The sequence below is a fragment of the Rhodanobacter glycinis genome, assembly GCF_006438785.1.
In the GTDB taxonomy this organism is placed as follows: domain Bacteria; phylum Pseudomonadota; class Gammaproteobacteria; order Xanthomonadales; family Rhodanobacteraceae; genus Rhodanobacter; species Rhodanobacter glycinis_A.
This window is the reverse complement of the sequence record NZ_RCZB01000004.1, coordinates 181,513-204,009: the sequence shown is the minus strand read 5'-3', so window position 1 is coordinate 204,009 and position 22,497 is coordinate 181,513. Positions and strand designations below refer to the sequence as shown.

16 protein-coding genes are annotated in these 22,497 nt (G+C 63.0%); 7 read left to right on the top strand and 9 right to left on the bottom strand.

From position 1 onward, the window contains the following. Positions 1–64 precede the first annotated feature (64 nt). Positions 65–1,444: a nitrogen regulation protein NR(I) gene (ntrC, locus tag EAH75_RS14885; protein WP_140805981.1), complete on the bottom strand. Its 1,380-nt coding sequence runs from the start codon at positions 1,442–1,444 to the stop codon at positions 65–67. A gap of 125 nt (positions 1,445–1,569) precedes the next feature. After that, positions 1,570–2,577, bottom strand: a complete 1,008-nt coding sequence (locus tag EAH75_RS14880; RefSeq protein WP_140651728.1) for a two-component system sensor histidine kinase NtrB — start codon at positions 2,575–2,577, stop codon at positions 1,570–1,572. A 458-nt stretch (positions 2,578–3,035) separates the two neighbouring features. On the opposite strand from EAH75_RS14880, the gene EAH75_RS14875 reads away from it, so the two are divergent. Then, positions 3,036–5,243, top strand: a complete 2,208-nt coding sequence (locus tag EAH75_RS14875) for a sensor domain-containing diguanylate cyclase (RefSeq protein WP_140805980.1) — start codon at positions 3,036–3,038, stop codon at positions 5,241–5,243. 137 nt (positions 5,244–5,380) lie between these two features. After that, positions 5,381–8,230, top strand: coding sequence for a bifunctional diguanylate cyclase/phosphodiesterase (locus tag EAH75_RS14870; RefSeq protein WP_241668956.1), 2,850 nt, complete (start codon positions 5,381–5,383; stop codon positions 8,228–8,230). A gap of 53 nt (positions 8,231–8,283) precedes the next feature. On the opposite strand, the gene EAH75_RS14865 is transcribed toward EAH75_RS14870, so the two are convergent. Further along, a complete protein-coding gene (locus EAH75_RS14865) occupies positions 8,284–8,505 on the bottom strand; it encodes a hypothetical protein (RefSeq protein ID WP_140651723.1) in 222 nt (73 codons plus the stop codon). Positions 8,506–8,844: 339 nt separating this feature from the next. Between EAH75_RS14865 and EAH75_RS14860 the strand changes: the two genes are divergently transcribed. Both EAH75_RS14860 and EAH75_RS14855 read left to right on the top strand, forming a co-directional pair. Continuing rightward, positions 8,845–11,049, top strand: coding sequence for a DUF1631 family protein (locus EAH75_RS14860; protein WP_140805978.1), 2,205 nt, complete (start codon positions 8,845–8,847; stop codon positions 11,047–11,049). Then, positions 11,046–11,405: a PilZ domain-containing protein gene (locus EAH75_RS14855; protein WP_140805977.1), complete on the top strand. Its 360-nt coding sequence runs from the start codon at positions 11,046–11,048 to the stop codon at positions 11,403–11,405. The genes EAH75_RS14860 and EAH75_RS14855 overlap by 4 nt, the downstream gene beginning before the upstream one ends. An 85-nt stretch (positions 11,406–11,490) precedes the next feature. Here the strand turns inward: EAH75_RS14855 and glnA are convergent, their stop codons facing one another. The 4 genes from glnA to EAH75_RS14835 form a co-directional block, all read right to left on the bottom strand. Then, positions 11,491–12,900 carry a type I glutamate--ammonia ligase gene (gene glnA, locus EAH75_RS14850; RefSeq protein WP_140651717.1) on the bottom strand — a complete coding sequence of 470 codons (1,410 nt, stop codon included), beginning with the start codon at positions 12,898–12,900 and terminating at the stop codon, positions 11,491–11,493. A gap of 205 nt (positions 12,901–13,105) precedes the next feature. Beyond that, positions 13,106–14,470: an ammonium transporter gene (locus tag EAH75_RS14845; protein ID WP_140651714.1), complete on the bottom strand. Its 1,365-nt coding sequence runs from the start codon at positions 14,468–14,470 to the stop codon at positions 13,106–13,108. Positions 14,471–14,490: 20 nt separating this feature from the next. Then, positions 14,491–14,829, bottom strand: a complete 339-nt coding sequence (locus EAH75_RS14840) for a P-II family nitrogen regulator (RefSeq protein WP_140651712.1) — start codon at positions 14,827–14,829, stop codon at positions 14,491–14,493. A gap of 55 nt (positions 14,830–14,884) precedes the next feature. Then, positions 14,885–15,640 carry a TorF family putative porin gene (locus EAH75_RS14835; RefSeq protein ID WP_140651710.1) on the bottom strand — a complete coding sequence of 252 codons (756 nt, stop codon included), beginning with the start codon at positions 15,638–15,640 and terminating at the stop codon, positions 14,885–14,887. A gap of 714 nt (positions 15,641–16,354) precedes the next feature. Here EAH75_RS14835 and EAH75_RS14830 point away from each other — a divergent pair. Then, positions 16,355–17,152 carry an undecaprenyl-diphosphate phosphatase gene (locus tag EAH75_RS14830; protein WP_140651707.1) on the top strand — a complete coding sequence of 266 codons (798 nt, stop codon included), beginning with the start codon at positions 16,355–16,357 and terminating at the stop codon, positions 17,150–17,152. Between the two features lie 61 nt (positions 17,153–17,213). After that, positions 17,214–18,818 (top strand): winged helix-turn-helix transcriptional regulator, encoded by a 1,605-nt coding sequence (locus EAH75_RS14825; RefSeq protein WP_140805976.1) that lies wholly within the window; start codon positions 17,214–17,216, stop codon positions 18,816–18,818. A 21-nt stretch (positions 18,819–18,839) separates the two neighbouring features. Here the strand turns inward: EAH75_RS14825 and EAH75_RS14820 are convergent, their stop codons facing one another. After that, positions 18,840–19,964, bottom strand: a complete 1,125-nt coding sequence (locus tag EAH75_RS14820; RefSeq protein WP_140651703.1) for a serine hydrolase domain-containing protein — start codon at positions 19,962–19,964, stop codon at positions 18,840–18,842. A 164-nt stretch (positions 19,965–20,128) separates the two neighbouring features. Beyond that, complete coding sequence (locus EAH75_RS14815) at positions 20,129–21,100, bottom strand: LysR family transcriptional regulator (protein WP_140651701.1); 972 nt, start codon at positions 21,098–21,100, stop codon at positions 20,129–20,131. 144 nt (positions 21,101–21,244) lie between these two features. Here EAH75_RS14815 and EAH75_RS14810 point away from each other — a divergent pair, with 144 nt between their 5' ends. Then, entirely contained in the window at positions 21,245–22,495 is a 1,251-nt protein-coding gene (locus tag EAH75_RS14810) for an efflux RND transporter periplasmic adaptor subunit (protein ID WP_240046208.1), read from the top strand. The last annotated feature ends 2 nt before the right edge of the window (positions 22,496–22,497 follow it).

Here is a 22,497-nt window from a genome sequence, read left to right as displayed (position 1 = left end):
ACAGGAATCGGAGGGTTGCGTAGGGGCTTCACGCAAGGCGAACAAGTGTTGCGTGCAGGCAGCGTCAGTTCTTCCGCGTGCGCGACGCGCCCAGCTTGCGGGTGAGCGTGTTGCGCCCCACGCCGAGCGCCTGCGCGGCGTTCTGTCTATGCCCCTCGCTGGCCTGCATTGCGGCCTGCAGCAGCGTCTGGTCGAGCGCCGCGCGGGCGCGCGCGTGGATGTCTGCCTCGCCGCCGGCAAGCGCGGCCACCGCCCACTCGCGCAGCACGTCGGTCCATTCGCCACCGCCGGGTGCACTCGCGCCGGCACCCAGATCCGCCGGCAGGATCTCGCTGCCCGGCGCGATCACCGCCAGCCGACGGCACAGGTTTTCCAGCTCGCGCACGTTGCCCGGGTAGTCGCGCTGCGCGACCAGTTTCAGTGCCGCACGCGAAAAGCGTTTCGGCGGCAGCTTCAGTTCCTGCGCGGTGGCGGCGAGAAAATGTTGCGCCAATAACGGGATGTCGCTGCGCCGCGTACGCAATGGCGGCAGTTCGATGCGCACCACGTCGAGCCGATGCATCAGGTCGGCGCGGAACTGCCCGGCGGCGACGCGCACCGTTAGGTCCTGATGGGTGGCGGCGACGATGCGCACGTTGCCGCGGATCAACTCGCGCCCGCCGACGCGGTAGAACTCGCCGCCGGCAAGCACGCGAAGCAAGCGGGTCTGCAGCGCCAGCGGCATGTCGCCGATCTCGTCGAGGAACAGCGTGCCGCCTTCGGCCTGCTCGAAACGGCCGGCGACACGTCGCGTCGCACCGGTGAACGCGCCGGCTTCGTGGCCGAACAGTTCGCTTTCCAGCAATTCGCTGGGGATCGCGGCCGTGTTCAATGCCACGAACGGTTTCTCATGGCGCGCGCTTTCCTCGTGCAGCGCGCGCGCCACCAGTTCCTTGCCGGTGCCGGTTTCGCCGGTGATCAAGACATTGAGATCGCTGGCGGCGACGCGGCCGATCAGGCGGAACACCTCGCGCATCGGTGCACTTTCGCCGAGCAGTGCATGGTTCGCCACGGTGACATGGTTGCCGGCCACGGTCGGCGACGCGACGCTGGCCAGCGCGCGCTGCACGCTCGCCACCGCGTGATCGAGATCGAACGGCTTGGCCAGATAGTCAACCGCGCCCGCGCGATACGCCGCGGCGGTAGTGGCGACATCGGTGTAGGCACTCATCACGATCACCGGACCGATGCCCCGCGCCTGCAATTCGCCGAGCAGACCCAGCCCGTCCTCGCCCGGCATGCGCACGTCGGTGAGCAGCAGGGCGGGACGCGTTTCATGCAATGCCGCGCGCACGCTCGCCACCTCGCCGAACTCGCGCACGGTCAGGCCGGCATCGCGCAGGGCTTCGGCAAGCACGAAACGCACGCCACGGTCGTCGTCGACGATCCAGATTTCTTCAGTCATGCGCCACTCCCGCGAAACCTTCTTTATGCGGGAGCGGCCTTACCCGCGATGTTCTTCGATAACGTTGACCGAAAGCATCGTGACTGAAGTCGCTCCCACCATGTTCCGCACAGCCGACGTCTTGATCAGTCATGCGCCCTCTCCAGTGGCAGATACAGCGAGAACACCGTGTCGCCCGGGCGGCTCGTGCAGCGCAGCTCGCCGCCATGCCCGTGCGCGATCTCGCGCGACAGCGCCAGGCCCAGACCGCTGCCGTCGGCGCGGCCGGACACCAGCGGCTGGAACAACGTGTCACGCAAGGCTGACGGCACGCCGATGCCGTCGTCGATCACATCCACCCGCAGCGCCATGCGCAGCACCCGTTCGCCCAGGCGCACGCCGTGCTCGACCCGAGTTCGCAGAGTCAGCGTGCACGCGTGGGCTTCCAGGGCGTTGCGCGCGAGATTGAGCAGCACCTGCTGCAACCGGTCCGCATCGCCGAGCAGGTCCGGCACGCTGGGGTCGTAGTCATGCCGCAGCTGCGGCGGCGAAGGTTCGGCCTGCAGCAGATCGGTGAGCCGCTCCAGCAATTGATGGATGTTCACCGGACCAAGCCGCACCGCACCGTCGTGATGCAGCAGCCGATTCGCCAGCGTGCCGAGTCGATCCGCCTCATCGATGATCAGGCCCGCCAGTGATCGCAGGTCCTCGTTGTCGACCCGCCGCTGCAGTAGCTGCGCGGCGCCACGCAGGCCGGCCAGCGGATTTTTCACCTCGTGCGCGAAACCACGCAGGGTGGCCGACAACGGCGAACTGTTCGCCAGCGGTTCGGCCAGTGCATGCACTTCCAGCAGCAGGCCGTCCTCGAACGGCTGCAGCGCGATGTCCACCGTGATTTCGCGGCCACCGGCCGCCACCAGCGACACCCCGCGCCATTGCGCGGACCGCTGTTCCGCCAGCAGCCTGCCGGCCTGTGCCAGCGCGTCGGGATCCCCAAGCAACAGACCGAGCGGCTGACCGACAGCGCTACGCAACCCCAGCTCCAGCCAATCGGCCAGCGCCGGATTGATCCAGCTCAGGCGCAGCTGCGCATCGACCAGGGCCAACCCGGTCGCCATCTGCTCCGCCCTTGCGCGCCAGCCAGTCTCGTTCATTGCACCATGATGGACAATGGATCGAATTGGTGCAAATCACACGGCCCACGATGCGACTGGCGACAGCCGTTTTCGAACTTTGGTCACCCAACCCAGTGCCCTAGCTTTGATTCCCTTGCCAAGGCGCACGGACTGTGGAGTTCTGTCCAAGTTTGTTCTTAATGGCCTTGCTGCATGCCGAGATCAGCCTGCGGCGCCCATGTGCAAACTCCAAAACATTGCAGTGGCAACCGTCGGCACGAAGGTAATTTGTGATGTTCATCACAGCAAACGACAACCAATAGGATGACTGGACTTGGCTGGAACAGGCATTGCTTGCCTCTTGTCTCAAGGAAAAGTCACGAAGCGGGAGCCGACTGTCATTTACATATGCGGTTGGGCTTGCTGAGCGAACGGACCACGCGCTGAGGACATTTCCGGGTCGTTTCCACGCACTGCAAACTCCTGGAGGGAGAGCCATGCGCCGCCTGCTTCCGTCCATATCGCTCGCTGTTCTGCTGCGAGCCGCCGCCATCGCCGTTCTGGTATTCGCTTCCTGTGTCTATTCGCTGGCCTTGGCGCGCTCAACTGGCAGCGCACCTTCTCTGTGGATAGCCAATGGCATCCTCGTGGGCGGCCTTCTCCGATTGCCAAAGCGCGACTGGTGGCCTTATCTGCTTTTCGGTTTCGCGGGGACGGTCGGGGCTCAGCTCGTGCTTCACATCTCTCCGCTCGTGGCCTTGGAACTTGCTGCGACCGATACGCTTGAGATTTTGATTGTCAGCGGTGCCATACGGCGGCAGTTTCCTGAAATCCCCCGCGACGTGTCGTATCCGAACCTGAGCCGCGTGGCCCTCGCGAGCACGCTTGTGGCGTGCGTTCCGTCCGCGTTGCTCGCCGGACTCACGATCCATATCGCACAAGGAACCCCGCTGCTTGCCTACGCGGAAACCTGGTACCGCGCCCATGTGTTTGGGATAGTGATTGTCGCCACGCTTACATGGGTGGCTTTCATCAAGAAGTGGAGGATCTTTGGAGCACCGGGCAAGCGGTGGCCGTTCGTTCGCGATATGGCACTGCTCGCCGGCACGACCTTCGCCGTGTTTGCGCAGTCGCGATATCCACTGCTGTTCCTGATCTACGCACCGCTGCTCCTGGCGGTATTCCGGCATCGCTTCGCCGGCTTGGTAGTGGGCATAGCGTTGATCGCAGCCATCACCAACATCGCGACGGCGTTGGGGTCGGGACCCTTCAATCTCATCCTCGACGGGTCGCGCACCGAACACGCCCTGCTGGCTCAGGTGTTCCTGGGCATGGTCTGCCTGATCTCCGTGCCACTGGCCTTGATTCTCGCCGAGCGCCGGCATCTGGAAGCCAAGGTACGAGAGAGCGAACTGCGCTATCGAATCCTCGCCGACTATGCCGGCGATCTGGTGATGCGCATCCGGCCTGACGGTCAGCGGCGCTATGTATCGCCCTCGATCAAAGACCTGCTCGGCTGGAGCGTCGAGGACTTCTCGGTACCGCGTCCCGACCTCATCCACCCCGATGATCGCGAGCGCGTCGCCCAGGCCGTCGCGGAGCTTCATCGAGCAGGTGGCTCGACCATGACCACCTACCGTATTCGCCACAAGGACAGCCATTACGTCTGGTTTGAAGCCCTGGCGCGGCTGGTTCCAAGCCCGGACGGGGATGGCGTGATGGAAATCATCTACACCGGGCGGGACGTCACGCAGAGGGTGACGGCGGAGCAGGCCCTGGCCGACAGCGAACGGCGGCTGCGCACGATTACCGATAACGTACCGGCGGTTATCGCCCATGTGGATGCTTCCGAGCGCTACACCTTCATCAATGCCTACGTTGAGCAGGTCTCGGGCGATGATCCGCGGGAGATGATCGGGAAAACCATGCACGAGGTTCGCGGTGAGCAGATCTATGGCGACCTTAAAGGGCACATTGCGACCGCCTTGGGTGGCGGAACGGCCATGTTTGAGTACGAAGCGGACTACAAGGGCCGGCACCTGTGCTTCCAGACGAACTTCGTGCCCGATCGGGACCCGGAAGGGTGCGTGCGCGGTTTCTACGCGCTGACCACCGATATCACCCATATCAAGGATGTGGAGCAGGAACTGTCCCGGCTGGCGCGCTTCGATACCTTGACGGGGCTTGCCAACCGCCGCCATTTCGATGAGCGCATCGCCATGCTGCTGTTGCAGAAGTACCGGCAGCGGTCGCCGCTTCTGCTCATGATGATCGATGTGGATCACTTCAAGCGTATCAACGATTCGTGGGGTCACGGTGTCGGCGATGAAGTGCTCAAGGCCGTCGGCCAACGCATTCAGGCCTGCCTTCGCAAGAACGATCTGGTGGCCCGCCTCGGCGGCGACGAATTCGTTGCGCTCATTGAGGATGTCGAGTCTTCGTCTATCGCCGAAGAACTAGCCCGCAAGATCCAGGCAGCCATGAAGCGGGAGATCGCCGTGGGTGCCGTTCGGGTAAAGATGACCTTGAGCATCGGTGTGGCGTTTTGCCAAAGCGTCGCTTCGGCCGATGCCTTCATGCACATCGCTGACACCGCGCTCTACGAAGCGAAAGCCGACGGGCGCAATACCTTTCGCATGGCGATGCACGAGCCGGGGTTTTCGCAGGAACCCGTGCTTGCCTCGAACGGCGTTAGCTTTCGGTGAGGGCGCAACGCTTCGTGCAATTACATTCACGTCGCACCAGGTAATAACTTCCTATGCCGCCTACGGATCTTCACGTGAAGAATAGCCACCCGCAGGTTTCTCATCCCGCGCCGATGGCAACGGGAGAGCAAGCATGCTTGCGTCGACTGATCGAGGCGTCAACGCCGGTCGAAGTGAGTGAGGTGATCCTGGATCTGGCCAGCTCATTGCCCGGCTGCGAGACAGCCGCCTTGCTGTGGGGCGGCGAAGGCGAGATGCATTCCTGCGGCGCGGATGCAACGCCCGATGAAACGGCGTGGGCTCAAGGCGCGCTTTCCGGCGACGGGTTTTGTCTGGGCGGCCGTGGCCGGGTGGCCTGGCGACCGTTGCCGCATGAGCGCGCGATCTTGTTGCTGCATTTTTCCGCTGAGGTCGGGCAGTCCTTGCGAGGGACGCTGGAGCGCCATTTCGCGATCGCCGGTCGCCGTCTGCAGCAAGTGCTGGAGCTGGCGAGCCTGCAGGACTCGCACAAGCAGCTGAAACGTTCGGAGGATCTGCAGCGCGCGCTGTTCGCGATCGCCGACCTGGCCGGCTCTGATCTGGACATGCCGGAACTCCTGCGGGGCATCCACGAGATCGTCAGCACACTGATGTATGGCGAGAACTTCTTCATCGTTCGGCACGACCCCGAGCGCGGCGTGATGCGCTTCCTCTATTACGTCGATGTCGAAGACAAGCAAGGCCCCAACACCACCAAGGAAGAGCCGCTGGACAATCGGCGGCACACGCTGACCTGGCACCTCCTGAGCGGAGGCAAACCGTTGATGGGCAGCAATGAGCAGTTACTCAAACAGGTGAACGGGCCACTCCTGGTGGCCGGCCCGGACAGTACCGATTGGCTCGGCGTGCCGATGCTTCGCAACGGCCAGGTACATGGCGCCCTGGTGGTTCAGAGCTATCGCGAAGGCACGGTGTATACCCTCGAAGACCGCGCCTTGCTGGAATTTGTCGGCAGCCACATCCTCACTGCGCTGGAGCGCAAACAGACCAAGGACGAGCTGGAACAGCGTGTGCGCCGGCGCACGCAGCAGCTGGATGAAGCCAATCGCGACCTGCAGCAGGAGGTACTGGAGCGCCAGCGTGCCGAGCAATTGCAGGCCGCGTTGTTTCAGCTGGCCCAGCTTGCCACCGCCGATATTAGCGAGAGCGAGTTCTACGAGCGGGTTCACGTCCTGGTCGGTGCCCTGCTCAATGCGGAGAATTTCTTCATCGCGTTGCTCTCGGAAGATCATCGCACACTGGATTTCCCCTATTACGTGGACGCCGGCGAACGATGCACCTTGTCGCGCCCTCTGGGTGGGGGCCTAAGCGAATATGTCATGCGGAAAGCCCATCCGTTCCTCGGGCAGGCCTCCGATATAGAGGCGCTCATTCAACGGGGTGAGGTTGTGCAACACACCATCGGCAAGCCTTCGTCATGCTGGCTGGGCGTCCCGCTGATGGTCAATGGCGAAGTGATGGGCCTGGTCGCGGTGCATAGCTATGCCGAGGAAAACGTCTACAGCACGACTGACCAGGAGCTGCTCAGCTTCGCCGCGCTGCAGATCGCCAACAGCATCTATCGCCGCCGCTCCGACATGTCTCTGCATCGGGCCAATGTCCAGCTCGAGCAACGCGTTGAAGAACGTACGCACGAGTTGCTGCAGCAGATTCGCCAGCGTGAACATATCCAGCAGCAGTTGAAGCATCAGGTGATGCACGATCCGTTGACTGGCCTGCCGAATCGGGGGTTTCTACGCGATCGTCTCGACCGCGCGCTGACATTGTTGCAGCGCGAACCGAATCGGCGTTGCGCCTTGCTCTATCTGGATGTTGATCGCTTCAAGGTGATCAACGACAGCCTCGGCCATCTGGCCGGCGACGCGTTTCTCAAGGAAATTGCCCGTCGACTGCTCAACTGCGTTCGTGATCCGGACGTGGTGGCGCGTTTGTCTGGCGATGAGTTTGCGATCCTGCTGGAGGATGTGAAGATTCCGGGCACCGCGGTGAACGTGGCGGAGCGCATACTGAAATGTCTCGGCGAACCGCTGAAACTGGCCGGCAAGGAACTGGAGCCATCGGCCAGCATCGGCATCGCGGTGGCTGACAGCCGCTACAGTATGGCCGACGAGGTCCTGCGCGATGCCGACATCGCGCTGTATCGGGCGAAAGAAGCCGGCCGCAAGCGTTTTGAAATGTTCGACGAGGCCCTGGCCAAGAATGTCGTCGACGTGCTCACGCTGGAGGCCGAATTGCGCCATGCGCTGCAGCACGATGAATTCGAGCCGTATTTCCAGCCGATCTGCCAACTCGATTCCAGCCACGTGGTGGGCTATGAGGCACTGATCCGCTGGAACCACCCGCAGCGCGGCCTGCTGAAGCCCGACGAGTTCATCAAGATTGCCGAAGACAGCGGGCTGATCGAGGCGATCGACTGGCGCATGTTCGAACTCAGTTGCCGTCTGCTCCGGCAACACGCCCGCAAGGACGTTTTCATGACGCTCAATGTTTCGGCGCGGCATTTACGCCATCTCGATTTCGATACGCGCCTGATCCGGCTTCTCAAACACTGCGATTTGCCGACTACGCGCCTGATTATCGAGGTCACCGAAGGCGCGCTGCTGGACAATGCCGAGCGCGTGCGCTCCACGCTTGAACAGCTGCGCCTTGCCGGCATAGGCGCCGCGCTCGACGATTTCGGTACGGGCTACTCGTCGCTCAGTTATCTGCACTCTTTGCCGCTGCGCATGTTGAAGATCGACCAGGTCTTCGTGCAGGAACTGGATAAAGACAGCAATACCAGCAGCATCAGGGTTGTGGAAGCGATCCTGGCACTCGCGCGCGCGCTCGACATCCAGGTCATCGCCGAAGGCATCGAAACCGACGCACAGCACGACATTCTGTTGGCGATGGGTTGCGAAATGGGCCAGGGCTATCTGCTTGGCCACCCTGCGCCTATTCGGGATTGACTGTTTTATCGTCAAGGAAATCGCCGAATGGAACGCATTTTTACGTGACTGCTTTATTCGTAAGTTTGCGTGAGCAGCACCGGATCCGCCGCATCGGTCCGGCTTGTCTTGACGTAAGTATCGAAGTATTTCAATACCCGATCCGGCACCGAACTCGACAGGCGCACGACAGTCAGTGCATATATGCGGGAGGCAGCGGCCGTTGCATTGCCGGGCCCGGCGCAAGTTTGCCGCGTTTCGGCCGCTATAACCGGTGTAGCAGCCGTGATCGCCATGTTTCCTGCGGTCGCAGCACTGCAGGTGGGCTCGACAACGGAACCGGAGAAGTTATCTGGCCGCTTTCCGCCCGAGCCGGTAACGGAACGAGCAATAGGGTGCACAGACACCAGGCAACTTCGGCCATCAAGGAAATGCTCATGTCATGTCCCCCTGAGGGATTTTCAATTCAAATGATTTGAACCGTGACATGGTTAGGCTCTGCTCAACCGCACGCGCATTGATAACTGCATCACGATTCTGATGTGAGATCCATGTGAAAGCGCAGTATTAAACCGCCGACAGAATTTGTTAGATCGGCATAGACTGAAATCATCGAGTCATTGACAGAGAATCTGATGAATGATGAACAGACAGATTCGCAGGAATTAAAGAGCGCCAATTCCGTCGGTTATTCCCAAGCGCGCTGGCCGGCGCGAACACAGCGTCTGCTCGATGAACTGCGCGTGCTCTGCGGCAATTGGCTGCATGAGCCGCTGAGGCGCTGTCTCGATCATTTCGACATGCGTTTGCACAGGCAAAGCGAGCAAACCCGCAGCCATCTCGATCAGCAGCATTACCTGACCACACGCCAGCATTTGTTTATCGAGCGGAAGGCGTTCGACGAGCGTTTCATTGCAAGCATCGACCGGGCGTTCGATCAGTTCGGGATGCCCGCGGCGAAGTCAACCGGGGTTGTCCCGCTGACGCTGACACTGAGCCTGCTCGATCCGTCGGCACACGAACTGGCTGCCGCGCTCGATCAGCTGGTCTCGCGCAGCGAGGCTCGCGGTGGCCCGCAACTCCTCGAACTGGGCTACCGTCTGGCGGTTCTGATCGGAGCACCACCGCTGGAAAGCAACGCGCTGCCGATCGGGCCGCAGGCGATGGCCGGGGCATTTCGAGAGGCCAGCCGCACGCTCGGGCTACCCAGCGCGCACGAACTATTGCTGTTGCAGAGCCTGGAGAGCAGCCTGATCGAGGGACTTACCCCATTGTATGAACTGATCAATGCCCATTTGCTCGCCGACGGCATCCTTCCACGCCTTCGCCCTTTCACGTTGCCGCGTGCCTCGGCGCGCCGCGAGCGTGCCAAGGAGGAGAAGCCGCCACGATTCGCCGCATCGGCCGCCGCGGCCGATACTCCTCGCGGGCCTTCGACGATACCGGACCGTCGACCGGAGACATCCGCCCCGCCACAAGCCAAGCGTGACGAGAACTCGTCCGCACCGGGCACGTCGGTTACCGGCGAGGAGTTGCAAGTTGCTCTTGCGGCACTGCAGGAGCATCTTTTCCAGGTAGATGAGCGAACCCGCTTCGACTTGAACCAACCTCACCGCCTGCGCCAGGAACTGCTTATCCAGCTCAACGTGGGACGCCCGGCCCAGGCTGCGCGCGTCAGCCTGTCCGCTACGCAGGACAATACCGTGGAACTGATCGTGCGACTGTTCGGGCAAATCGCACAGCAGCTGCCGCAGTCCAATGACGTGCAATCGTTGCTCTGCGACTTGCAGTTGCCGATGCTGCGCGTGGCGCTGATGGATCATGGATTTTTCGAGCAACATGAACACCCTGCCCGCAAGGTGCTTGGCAAGGTTGCCGAGATCGCCCGCGACTGGCTGGACGATACCAGCGGCGTGATCGACTGTGGTTTGCGCCTCGAACTGGGCCGACTGATCGAGCGTGCCGGCCGCGAAGCGCCCAGTGCCGCTCTTTACCTGTCGCTGCAGCATGACCTCGAACAACGCCTCGCTGAGCTGGAGCACAGGACACAATTGGCCGAACGGCGCCAGGTGGATGCAATGCAGGGCCTGGAGCGCCTGGAGCAGGCCCGGCACCGTTCCGCGGAACTGCTCACCCAGCGTTTCGCCGGCTCGTCGCAACAACGCTTGCTGGCGCGGCTCGATCGCGCCTGGTCCGACGTACTGGCGTTGACTCTGCTTCGCCATGGCGAACTCAGCCAGGTCTTCGGTACCCGACTGGCGATCGCCGATCAGCTGCTGGGCCGTCTGCCGATCGGCAACCGCAACAAGCTGCAGGACGAAGTAGAGGCTGGTCTGCGACAAATAGGCATGCAGGATGATGAAGTCGCGCAGGCGGCCCGGCGCATGATTGACGCGAATCGAAATGAAACCGCAAGCAATTCCCTCGGCACCGGTGATCCCGGCGTGCGTTCAAGGCGACGGGAAACCCCGGTCCAGAAGAATGCCGAGATCACCCGTGCTGTCGCCAGTTCGGCTGGTGCCGCTGAAGTCGCGCCGAGTACCGAAGTGCTGCGCATCCACCGGCATCTTCGGACATTGGCCATAGGAACATGGTTCAAGTTCATCGATCCCTCCGGTGGCCCTCATAGCCGACGCAGACTGGTGTGGTATTCGGCCTTGACCGGACACAGCCTGTTCGTTACTCGCAACGGTCAGCGTGCAGAGGAGCTGGGTGAGCTGCAGCTGGCTCACGAGATCGCCTGTGGCCGAGCACGCGAGATGGCGTCGGATCATGAGGATGTGCTTGATCACGCGTGGCGCGCCGTTACCCGGGAAATCCCCTTGAGTCGCATCTCATGAATCGTGCCGATCACGACCATCAGCGGGAGGAGCGCAGGGCACGACGCAAATCGGTCGATGTCGTGACGGAGGTCACCGACGTCATCACCGGGCTGACCATGGGCCAGATCGGCAACCTGTCAGGCACCGGCATGCTGTTGATCGGCCCGATGGCACCGCGCAGCGAGGCGATCTATCAGTTGCGTCTGCCGCTGACGGACACCAGTGGTTCTTCGCACCACATCGAAGTGGGCGTGCAGGAACAGTGGCACGAACATGCCGCATCGGCCGACCAGTTCTGGGCCGGCTACCGCATCATTGCCATCACCGAAGAGAGCGAAGTAAAACTGCAAGCGTGGCTGGCACTCCCTGCATAAGGTCGCCGTGCGCACCGAGCTTGTCGCGTGGACGCCAACAACAACGGGCGCTGCAGCGCCCGTTGTTTTCAATCCCTCGCCGCGATCAGAGCGAGTAATACATCTGGAACTCCAGCGGATGCGTGCTGGCGCGGTACTTGGTGACTTCCTTCATCTTCACTTCGATGTAGGCATCGATGAAGTCGTCGGTAAACACGCCGCCGGCTTTCAGGAAGTCGCGATCCTTGTCCAGCGCTTCCAGTGCGGCGTCGAGGCTGGAGCAGACTTGCGGGATGTTCTTCTCTTCTTCCGGCGGCAGGTCGTACAGGTCCTTGTCGGCCGGCGCGCCCGGGTCGATCTTGTTGATGATGCCGTCGAGGCCGGCCATCATCAGCGCGGTGAACACCAGGTAGCCGGAGTTCATCGGATCGGGGAAGCGCACCTCGATGCGACGGCCCTTCGGGCTGGCCACGTACGGGATGCGGCAGCTCGCCGAGCGGTTGCGCGCCGAGTAGGCCAGCATCACCGGCGCCTCGAAGCCCGGCACCAGGCGCTTGTAGCTGTTGGTGGTGGAGTTGGCGAACGCGTTGATTGCGCGGGCATGCTTGAAGATGCCGCCGATGTACCACAGCGCGGTCTGCGACAGGCCGCCGTACAGATCGCCGGCGAACAGGTTCTCGCCGTTCTTGGCCAGCGACTGGTGCACGTGCATACCCGAGCCGTTGTCGCCGACCAGCGGTTTGGGCATGAAGGTGGCGGTCTTGCCGTTCTGGTGCGCCACGTTCTTGATGACGTACTTCATCGTCATCAGCTCGTCGGCCTTCTTCACCAGCGTGTTGAAGCGCACGCCGATCTCGCACTGGCCGGCGTTCGCCACTTCGTGGTGATGCACCTCGACCTTCTGCCCCAGCGACTCCAGCACCTTGCACATGTCGGCGCGCAGATCGCCGAGCGAGTCGACCGGGCTGACCGGAAAGTAGCCACCCTTGACGCCGGGACGGTGGCCGGTGTTGCTGCCTTCGTACTTGTAGCGCGACGACCACGCCGCTTCCTCGGAACCGATCTCGTAGAAAACGCGGCCCGGATCGTTCTGCCAGCGCACCGAGTCGAAGATGAAGAATTCCGGCTCCGGCCCGAAGAACGCGGTGTCGGCGATACCGGTGGATTTCAGGAACGCCTCGCCGCGCTTGGCGATCGAGCGCGGGTCGCGGCCGTAGGCCTGCATCGTGCTCGGCTCCAGCACATCGCAATGCAGGATCAGCTGCACGTGCGCGCTGAACGGGTCGAGGTGCGCGGTATCCGGGTCGGGCAGCAGCACCATGTCCGACTCGTTGATGCCCTTCCAGCCGGTGATCGAGGAACCGTCGAACATCTTGCCGTCCTCGAACGTCGACTCGTCGATCGCATGGGCCGGAAAGGTGACGTGGTGATGCACGCCGAGCATGTCGGCGAAGCGGAAGTCGACGAATTCGACCTCATGTTCCTGGATCAGGTCGAGCACTTTCTGGGCGGACATGGGGAACCTCGGAGATGGATGACGGAACACTCTTCAGCAATACCCATGCCATGAAGTGAAAGCCTGCAAAGACAATCACTTGCAGCAAACAGGGGCCGCCGGAAGGGATGATATGCATCATACACGGGCAAAGTCGCTTGCTGTTTGCACCATTCTGCAGCAGCAAAAGTCGGCACCCGCACCCTCCGCGCAGCTACCGCCAATCTCAAGCCTCGTAAGCGGCTTCGCCATGGCTGGTGATATCCAGACCTTGATGTTCGCTCTCCTCGCCGACCCGCAGGCCGCCGAATACGGCTCGCACAATCAGGTAGGCGATCAGCGACACCACGCCACTCCATACCAGCGTGACGCCGACACCCAGCGCCTGGATCCCCAACTGGTGGACGATGGAGAAATCCGCCGCGCCCGTGCCGCCCAGGCCAGGTGCGGTGAAGACACCCGTCAGCAGCGCACCGGCGATGCCGCCCACACCGTGAACGCCAAACACGTCCAGCGCGTCATCCGCTTTCAGCAATTTCTTCAATCCACTCACGCCCCATACGCAGACCAGGCTGGCCACCGCGCCGATGACCAGGGAACCCATCGGCCCGACCGTGCCGCAGGCCGGAGTAATGGCCACCAGACCCGCCACCGCACCGGACGCACCACCAAGCATCGATGGCTTGCCCTTGAACACCCGCTCGATCAGCAACCAGGCCAGCACCGCCGCGGCCGTGGCCACCAGGGTGTTGATGAAGGCCAGCGCTGCGCCGGCATTCGACTCCAGGTTGGAGCCGGCATTGAAGCCGAACCAGCCCACCCACAGCAGCGAGGCACCAATCATGGTGAAAGTCAGGTTGTGCGGTTTCATCGCTTCGCGGCCCATGCCCAGGCGCGGGCCGAGCAAGTAGGCACCCACGAGGCCGGCGATGCCCGCATTGATGTGCACCACGGTGCCACCGGCAAAGTCGAGCGCGCCACGAGTCAGCATGAAGCCACCCGGACCCCACACCATGTGCGCAATCGGGATGTAGGCGAAGGTGAACCACAAGGCGGTGAACAGCAGCACCGCGCCGAACTTCATCCGTTCGGCCAGCGAACCGACGATCAGGGTGCCGGTGATGCCGGCGAAGGTCGCCTGGAACACGATGAAGACGAACTCAGGCAACTTCACCGTCGCCGTAAAGGTGTCGGCCAGCGACGTGGTGCCGACTCCTTTCAGGAACAGCTTGCTGGCGTCTCCCACGAACGGGTTGCCGGGATCGAACGCGAACGTGTAGCCGTAGATCACCCACAGCACCACGATCATCGAGAACACGGTCAGCACCTGCATCAGCACGGAAAGTATGTTCTTGGAGCGGACCAGACCGCCATAGAACAAGGCCACGCCCGGCACCGTCATCATCAGCACGAGCAGGGTCGAGGTCAGCATCCACGCCACATCGCCCTTGTCCACCACCACCGGCGCGGCCGCTGCAGCTGCCGCCTGGGCGTATGCCGTCGGAGTCAGCAGAACCAGGCAAAACAATAGGATGGACGGTAGCCAGGCCGGCAGGCCACGCGCGTGGCGAAACAACAGGAAGTCTTTCATGGGAACCTCGCAGGGCTGGGTTAGAGGGCGTCGGCGTCGAGCTCGCCGGTACGGATGCGGATCACCTGATCAATCGTGCTGATGAAGATCTTTCCGTCACCCACGCTGCCGGTCTTGGCCGCTTGCTGGACGGCCTCCAGTACGCCGTCGAGCAGGCCGTCGTCGACCACCACCTCCAGTTTCAGCTTGGGCAGGAAGTCGACGACGTATTCCGCGCCGCGGTACAGCTCGGTATGTCCCTTCTGCCGCCCAAAGCCGCGTACCTCGCTGACCGTGATGCCGCTGACCCCCGCACCGGTCAGTGCATCACGCACCTCGTCGAGCTTGTAGGGCCGGATGATGCAACTGATCAATTTCATGCACGTCTCCCGGTTGCGGCCGCGGCGACATCCGCCACGGCCGGTGGATGTATGTTCAGAACGATTTGCTGAGAGTGAGGATGCCGGTGGCGCGGCCGAGGTAATGCCCGTAGGCGTTGGTGTAACCGCTGCGCGCCGCGTTGGTGTCGTAATAGCCCAGTGCGACCGAATAGCCCTTGGCGAAGGCCCGGGTCACGCCGACCTTCCAGTCGCTGTAGGAGTAGCCCGGTGTATTCGCCACGTCCTGGTGGCCCACGTGCGAGTTGAAGGTCCAGCCGGGGCTGAACTCCCTGTTCCAGGAAAGATCGACGTAGGCGCTGTGCTTGCTGTCGGCGAAGCCGAACAGGTTGGTGAACGCGTGCGAGTACTTCAGCGTGATGCCTTTCCAGCCAAGCGACGCGTAGGCCTCGGTGGTATGGGGCCGGGTGAATCCCGCCGGATACGTGCCGGGGTAGAAGTACTCGTAGAGCCCGACGTCATAGCTCCAGTCGGCACCCAGACTGCCGCGGAAGCCGGTATAGAAATCGAGCTCCACGCTGCTCGATATCGGCGCGGCACTGGTCGAGGCATCGGACAGCCAGCTGACGTTGCTGCCCCAGGCACCGATGTACCAGCCGCTGGCGTGGTCGTATTCGATGCCGGGCTGCACCGCCGGCTTGCGGTTGGTCTGCGAGAGCCCGCGGAACAGGTAGTCGTTGACCACCGCCACACCGCCCGTCACCTGGCTGGCCGGGGCATCCTGCGCCGATGCCTGCATCGTAGGCGCCGACAATACCGCGCTCGCAAGGATCCACTGCATACATCGCTTCATCGACTGCTCCTCCGCTGGGTATGGACGCAAATCCGAATGGACGTATGGACGTCCGCAAGATTTGTTCGCGCTCACGATCGCCGAAGCGATCTGCCGGGCGACGCAACTCGACGATCGAATTCCGGGCGCAGCACCGCCCGTCCCGGGCAAATCGACGGCCAGGGGAGATACGCGCTATAGCTGGGAGCAGGCCGATCGCGATAGCGACCGGCAGCGTGGCATTCGGGCACCCTTGCCGGCGCCTGCGGCAGGATGGTTTGCGGGAATGATGCAAGACGGGTACATGGCGCTCAGGCGCACAAGCCACGGTTCTGCGATCCCCCGATCACCTTGCCTGGAGGGCGCGGCGGGCGCGTCGATGACGCTGCCGCTTTCCGCGTTCCAAACTCTTCCTGCGACTTGATCCTGCCTCAAGCATTGCTGCATTGCAATAGAATGACGTGCGCCTCGTTATTGCAAGTCGTTATAAGGGGCGCCGCATCGAGAATGGCTGCAGCCATCGATCGCAACCATGCGGACCGGGGAGCGCGATGGCGCCACATGAATCGGCGAACATCTGGCCGCGGGCAAATTTTCCGCAACGCACCGTCGATCGATCCCGTGATCGGAAGTGCCTTTGCGGTGATCGCCCGGTGCTCCGCGCGCATGCCAACCACGTAAGCTAGGCGCCCTTGTCCGCGGCCGCTGCGCCGCTCCATCGAAGGCGCATCCCCTGTGATCGATCTGCTCCATGTCATCCTGCTCGGCATCATCGAAGGCATCACTGAATTTCTGCCGATCTCCAGCACCGGCCACCTGTTGATCGCCGAGAAGCTGGGCCTGGGTCATCGTTCGGATCTGTTCAACATCGGCATTCAGGCGGGCGCCATCCTGGCGGTGACGCTGATCTACTGGAAGCGCATCTGGCAGCTGTTCACGCAGTGGCGCGAGCCGGCCAACCGCGACTACCTGCTGAAGCTTATGGTGGCGTTCGCGATCACCGCGGTGCTCGGTTTCGTCGCAGTGAAGATGGGCTTCAGGCTGCCCGAAACGGTGACGCCGATTGCCTGGGCTCTGGTGATCGGCGGCTTGTGGATGATTGCTGCCGAACAGCTGGCCGCGCGCCAGCCCGATCGCAACGAGGTGACCTGGAAGGTGGCGATCCTGGTCGGCATCGCGCAGATGATCGCCGGTCTGTTCCCGGGCACTTCGCGCTCGGCCGCGACGATCTTTGCGGCCATGCTGGCCGGCACCAGCAATCGCGCCGCGGCCACCGAGTTCGCCTTCCTGGTCGGCATCCCGACCATGTACGCGGCGACCGGCTATGAGTTGCTGAAGGTGGTGAAGGGCGGCGGCGCCGCGCACGAAGACTGGACCGCCTTGGTGGTGGGCTTCGTGGTCTCGGCGGTGATGGCGTTCGTCGCGGTGAAGTGGTTGCTCGGCTATATCCGTACGCACCGCTTCACGCCGTTCGCGATCTACCGCATCGTGCTCGGCATCGCGCTGCTGCTGCTGATTCCGGCAGGCGCCTGAGCGCTCGGAGGCAATCCATGAAAGGATGGTTGCCCCCGACCACGCCAGCAACGTTCTGCATATGAATCAGCCGTCACGCTATCGACTGCTCGATCTGCAGATCGACCTTGCGCGCCAGCAGGTGAGCCGTGATGCCGCCTTGCTGGACGTGCAGGGACTGAGCTTCCGGCTGCTCGCCTGCCTGTTGCGCCACGGCCATGCCGTGGTGGACTTTGACCAGTTGATCGCGCAGGTGTGGGCGCCGGCTGTGGTCAACGAGGAAACCGTCACCCAGCGCGTCAAGCTGTTGCGCCAGGTGCTGGGTGATGACGGGCGTCGGCCGCGTTATATCCGTTCGGTGCGTGGACGCGGCTATCAGCTATGTGAGCCACCGCAACTTCTGGATGAGTCGTCGCCGGGTGATGCGCCACAGGTCGCACCCGACGCATGGCGATGGCGACGCCGTTATCTGCCTACGGCGCTGGCAGCACTGCTGCTTCTGCTCGGCATCTGCGGCGCATGGTGGCTGCACAAGCCCGTGATGCCGGTCGTGGCGGCACCATCGGCGAGTCAGGAATTGCTGCAACGTGCCGCCTACTACGCCAGCATCGGCCAGCGCGACAACAACGAACGGGCGATCGGGCTGTATCGGCAGGTACTCGCGTCAGCACCGCATAACCAGGCCGCACAGATCGGCCTCAGCCGTGCCCACAGTGCCCGTGTCTGCCTGTACAACTTTCCCTACGAAGATACGATGACCGCGCAGAAACTGGCCGAGTCGGTGTTGCAAGCCGCGCCGGGCAGCGCACCGGCATGGTCGGCGCTAGCCTATGCGCACGACTGCCGTGGTGAGTTGCAGGCTGCGCTCGATGCTTACCAACGCGCCTATTCACTTGACCCCGACGACGATCGCAGTCGCACCTCGGCCGCCTATCTGTCTCAGGAGCAAGGGCGATTGAGCGATGCGCTGCACGCCAATCTCGACATCCGCGGCAATCCTGAAAAGCTCCATTTCCGCGAGGTGCAGATTGCCCGCGAACTGGACCTGCTCGGTTTCAGCGAAGCTGCCGAGCAGCGCTTTCGACGCAGCTTTCAGCTCAATCCCGATAACGTGTTTTCCAATATCGCGTGGCCGCAGCACTTGTTTCTGCAAGGTCGTTACGCCGAGGCGCAAGTCGCACTGGATCAGGCATTGACGCGGTATACGCCGCATGTGGATCTGTACCTTCTCGCCGGTCAACTGGCACTGCTGCGCGGTGATCGCAACGCCGCAAGCGAAAATTTCCGCAAGGCCGTGCAGTTACGCCCGCAGATGAGTTTGCCCACGACACTGGCTGGCCTCTACAACAACACGCCACCAACATCGCAGTGGCTTGATCGGCGCATCGAGGCCATACGGGTGCAGCTGAACGCGGGCGCTGGCTATCCGGCGGATCGTCTTGAACTGGCGATGCTGCAGCTCGCCCGCCATGACCGGCAGGCCGCACTGGCGACGATCACCGATGCTGTGAAAGCCGGCTATAGCGACCGCGCCTATCTGCAGACCACGCCGCTGTTGCAGCCACTTGCCAGTGAGCCTGCCTACGCGTCGGCGATCGACACGATCAGCCGCCGAGTCGCCGAACAGCGCCAACAGGTGCTGGCCGCCGACTGGCGGCCAGCCGAACTGCGTGGCTCGACTTTCTGAACCGCATCCTGCCGACTTGCCTCAAGGCAGCGCCTTGAGGATGTAGTCGCGGAAGATCTCTTGTGACTGCGGATGCGCGTAACGCTGGTTGTAGGCGGTGCTGGTGATCACCGCCACCAACCCCTGCGCCGGCATCATGAAAACGTAGTTGCCGCCATTGCCCGACATCGCCCACACCGGCTGCTCGACGCCCTTGAGCGGGAAGCGGAAACGCCACCAGAAATAGCCGTAGTCGGCATCGTCACGGGCTTGTGCATGCTGCGTCAGCATGGCCTGGATCCACGTTTTCGAAATGACCTGCTTCCCCTGCCAGCGGCCGCCGTCCAGCGCCAGCTCACCGAGCTTGGCCAGATCGCGGCTGCGGTAGCGGGTTCCGCCGCCACCCATGCCGATGCCGAGCGGCGAGCTGTTCCAGTGCACCTGGGTAATACCCAGTGGGTGCTCCAGCGTCTCAGCAGCGAAATCTGCCAGTGGCTTGCGCGTGGCCTGCTCCACTACCGCTCCGGCGACAAAGGCGCCCGCGGTGCAGTAGGAGAATGCCCGCCCATAGGGGCTGTCCTTCGGCTTGTCCATCCACGGTGCAAAACCCTTGATCGGCAGATCCAGCGCGAATTGCAGCCAATCCTCGCTGACGTACATGCGCTCTTCGTTGCCGCTGGAGAATTCGTTTTCGTCGTTGCACTCCCACAGCGAGCTCATTGTCAGCAGGTCCTCCAGCGTGATCGCCCGCTTGCGTTTGTCGGGATGCTGCACCGGCTGCTTGTCCGGGAAAAAGTCGTAGACTCGCGCCTGCACGTTCGAAATCAATCCACGATCGATCGCCGCACCGACCAGCAGCGCGGTGACGCTCTTGCTGGCCGAACGGATGTCGTTGAGCCGATCGAGCCCGCCACCGTTGAAATAGTTTTCGTACACCAGCTTTCCGTTCTGCACCACGACGACGCTGGTGATGCCTTTGTAGCCGCCATCGGCAAGCTTGCCCTCCAGCGCGGCAAACCGGGACAGGTCCCAGTGCATGGCATGGGCATCAGCCACCGCCCAGCCGTCGTCGCGATGCACGGGCGGTTGATAAGCCGTGGCGGCTAGCGGCAGTACAAAGCCTGCCAGCAGACCGAACAGCAAACTACGTGGAAGAAGGGAAGGCATGCGTCGTTCTCCGTGACATCAATGGGAGAACCATCGGAACCCAGGACCAAATGAAGCGCCTGAAAAACGGATGAAGAATTCTGAAGGCGCAGCACAGCTGGGCGCAGCGCACCTCCGGATGACCTTGTAGAGCCCGCCGTGCGAGGCAATCGGCAGGCAATGGCTCAGGCGATTGCAGCCAGCCGCTCGCCACGCTCGGCCTTCTCGGCCTTGATCCGCGCCGTGATCCGGCACTGCGGTTCGCTGGTGCGCTGGAACAGCTCGTTGACCCACTCGATGAATGCCTGCACGCGCGCCGACAGATGGCGCTTCTGCGGGTAGACGATCCACACCGGCGAGCCGGTGGAAATCGTATCGGTCATCACGATCTCCAGCTGGCCCTTGGCCAGCGCGCTGGCGGCCAGGCAGTGCGCGATCTGGATGATGCCCAGCCCGGCCACCGCCGCCTGGATCACCGATTCACCGTCGTTGATCAACATGTGCGCGTCGATATCCAGCGCGACGCGTCCGCTCGGCGTGTCGAACTGCCACTGGTACGGCTTGCCCGTGTTCGGGTAGACGTAGTTGATCGCGCGGTGCTGCTTCAGGTCCTCGATGCTGCGCGGCGCCCCGTGCTTGCGCAGGTATTCCGGCGAGGCGCACAGCACGTTGTTGAAGTAGCCGAGCTTGCGCGCGATCAGGTTGGAATCGGCCAGCTCGCCCATGCGGATGGCGCAGTCGTAGCCCTCTTCATTGAGGTCGAAGTGGTAGTCGCACATCGCCAGTTCGAGCCGGATGTCCGGATAGCGCTGTTCGAACTCGGCCAGATTCGGAATCAGCGCGGCGCGGCCGATCGCCGAGTGGGCCGCCACCCGCAACTTGCCGACCGGACGGCTGCGCGCATGCCCCATGGCCTCGGTTGCCTCGGCCAAGTCCGCAAGGATCTCCTTGCAACGTGCATGAAACGAGGCTCCATCGTCGGTCAAACGCAATGATCGCGTCGAACGAAACAGCAGCCGTGCGCCGAGCTGGGTTTCCAGCCGAGCCACCGCGCGGCTGACGCCGGATGGGGTCATCCCCAACTGCGTGGCTGCGGCGGCGAAACTCTTGGCCTCGACCACCCGGACGAAGGTCGAAATTGCTGAAAAGTCTTCCATAGCCTGGATTCCCGACCGATTCGTGATTGCGAGTCATGAGTGTAATGCGCAAGAAACGGATTTTCTATACCGCGAAGTACACCTATTCTCTCGACCCTTCGCCGGACGACCTGCGTCCGGCTACCAAGGTTCTGGGAGCGCGACATGAAAAAACAATGGATGCTGGCCCCTTTGATTGCCGCCGGTGTGCTGGGCAGTTGGGTCCTGCTGCACGGTAACAACAGCCAGGCGCAGACCCCGGCCGGTGCGCCGCCCGAGGTTACCGTGGCGCAGGCGCTGACCCGCAAGGTCAGCGACAGCGCCGAATTCACCGGTCGGCTGGAAGCGGTCAACACGGTGCAGGTGCAGCCGCGAGTCGGCGGCTTCGTCGAATCGGTGCATTTCCAGGAAGGCGCGCTCGTACACAAGGGCAACGTGCTGTTCCAGCTCGACGCCCGTCCGTACCAGGCCGAAGTCGACCGGCTCAGCGCCAATCAGGCGCAGGCCAAGGCTGAGCTGAGCCTGGCCGAAACCAATCAGCGCCGCGCCGCGATGCTGCTGGCCCAGCATGCGATCGCGCAGCAGGAAGCCGACCGCCAGAGCACCACGGCACAAAGCGCACGCGCCCAGCTCGCCGCCAGCACGGCCGCGCTGGCCGCCGCACGATTGAATCTGGATTTCACCCAGGTGCGCTCGCCGATCGAGGGCCGCGTCAGCAATGCCCGCGTCACGCCCGGCAACCTGGTCACCAGCAGCGACGTGCTGACCAGCGTGGTCTCGGTCAACCCGGTCTACGTCTACTTCGACGTGGACGAGCAGACCTGGCTCAAGCTCGATCATCTGCGCAGCGCTGCGGCCAAGGCCGGACGCAGTGCCCGGATCGAGGCCGCAATGGGGCTGGCCGACGAATCGGGCCATCCGCATGAGGGTCGTCTGGACTTCGTCGACAACCAGCTGCACACCGGCTCCGGCACGATGCGCCTGCGCGCGGTGTTCGACAACGCCGATGGGCTGTACACGCCCGGCCTGTATGCCCGCGTGCAGTTGCAGAGTGGCCAGGCACGACCGCGCCTGCTGGTGGACGACCGCGCGATCGGCACCGACCTCGGCAACCAGTTCGTCTATGTGGTCGACAAGGCGCACAAGGTGGAATACCGCAAGGTCAGCACCGGCGCGCTGTTCCATGGGCTGCGGATCATCGACAGTGGCCTGGACGCCAACGACGTGGTGATCGTCAACGGCCTGCAGCGCGTGCGTCCCGGTGCCGAGGTCAACCCGCAAAAGGTGGCCATGCAATACCGGCTCGATGCCAGCGACAAGGCCCTGGTCGATGCCGACCCGGCCGTGCCCATTTCGAACAACAACGCGCAGACCGCGCTGGCCACCACGGCCGCCGGCAAACGCGCGCAGGACTGAGT

Coding starts and splice junctions, on each gene's coding strand:
- ntrC (WP_140805981.1), bottom strand. CDS start 1,444: ATGACTGAAGAAATCTGGATCGTCGACGACGACCGTGGCGTGCGTTTC.
- EAH75_RS14880 (WP_140651728.1), bottom strand. CDS start 2,577: ATGAACGAGACTGGCTGGCGCGCAAGGGCGGAGCAGATGGCGACCGGG.
- EAH75_RS14875 (WP_140805980.1), top strand. CDS start 3,036: ATGCGCCGCCTGCTTCCGTCCATATCGCTCGCTGTTCTGCTGCGAGCC.
- EAH75_RS14865 (WP_140651723.1), bottom strand. CDS start 8,505: ATGGCGATCACGGCTGCTACACCGGTTATAGCGGCCGAAACGCGGCAA.
- EAH75_RS14860 (WP_140805978.1), top strand. CDS start 8,845: ATGAATGATGAACAGACAGATTCGCAGGAATTAAAGAGCGCCAATTCC.
- EAH75_RS14855 (WP_140805977.1), top strand. CDS start 11,046: ATGAATCGTGCCGATCACGACCATCAGCGGGAGGAGCGCAGGGCACGA.
- glnA (WP_140651717.1), bottom strand. CDS start 12,900: ATGTCCGCCCAGAAAGTGCTCGACCTGATCCAGGAACATGAGGTCGAA.
- EAH75_RS14845 (WP_140651714.1), bottom strand. CDS start 14,470: ATGAAAGACTTCCTGTTGTTTCGCCACGCGCGTGGCCTGCCGGCCTGG.
- EAH75_RS14840 (WP_140651712.1), bottom strand. CDS start 14,829: ATGAAATTGATCAGTTGCATCATCCGGCCCTACAAGCTCGACGAGGTG.
- EAH75_RS14835 (WP_140651710.1), bottom strand. CDS start 15,640: ATGAAGCGATGTATGCAGTGGATCCTTGCGAGCGCGGTATTGTCGGCG.
- EAH75_RS14825 (WP_140805976.1), top strand. CDS start 17,214: ATGAATCAGCCGTCACGCTATCGACTGCTCGATCTGCAGATCGACCTT.
- EAH75_RS14820 (WP_140651703.1), bottom strand. CDS start 19,964: ATGCCTTCCCTTCTTCCACGTAGTTTGCTGTTCGGTCTGCTGGCAGGC.
- EAH75_RS14815 (WP_140651701.1), bottom strand. CDS start 21,100: ATGGAAGACTTTTCAGCAATTTCGACCTTCGTCCGGGTGGTCGAGGCC.
- EAH75_RS14810 (WP_240046208.1), top strand. CDS start 21,245: ATGAAAAAACAATGGATGCTGGCCCCTTTGATTGCCGCCGGTGTGCTG.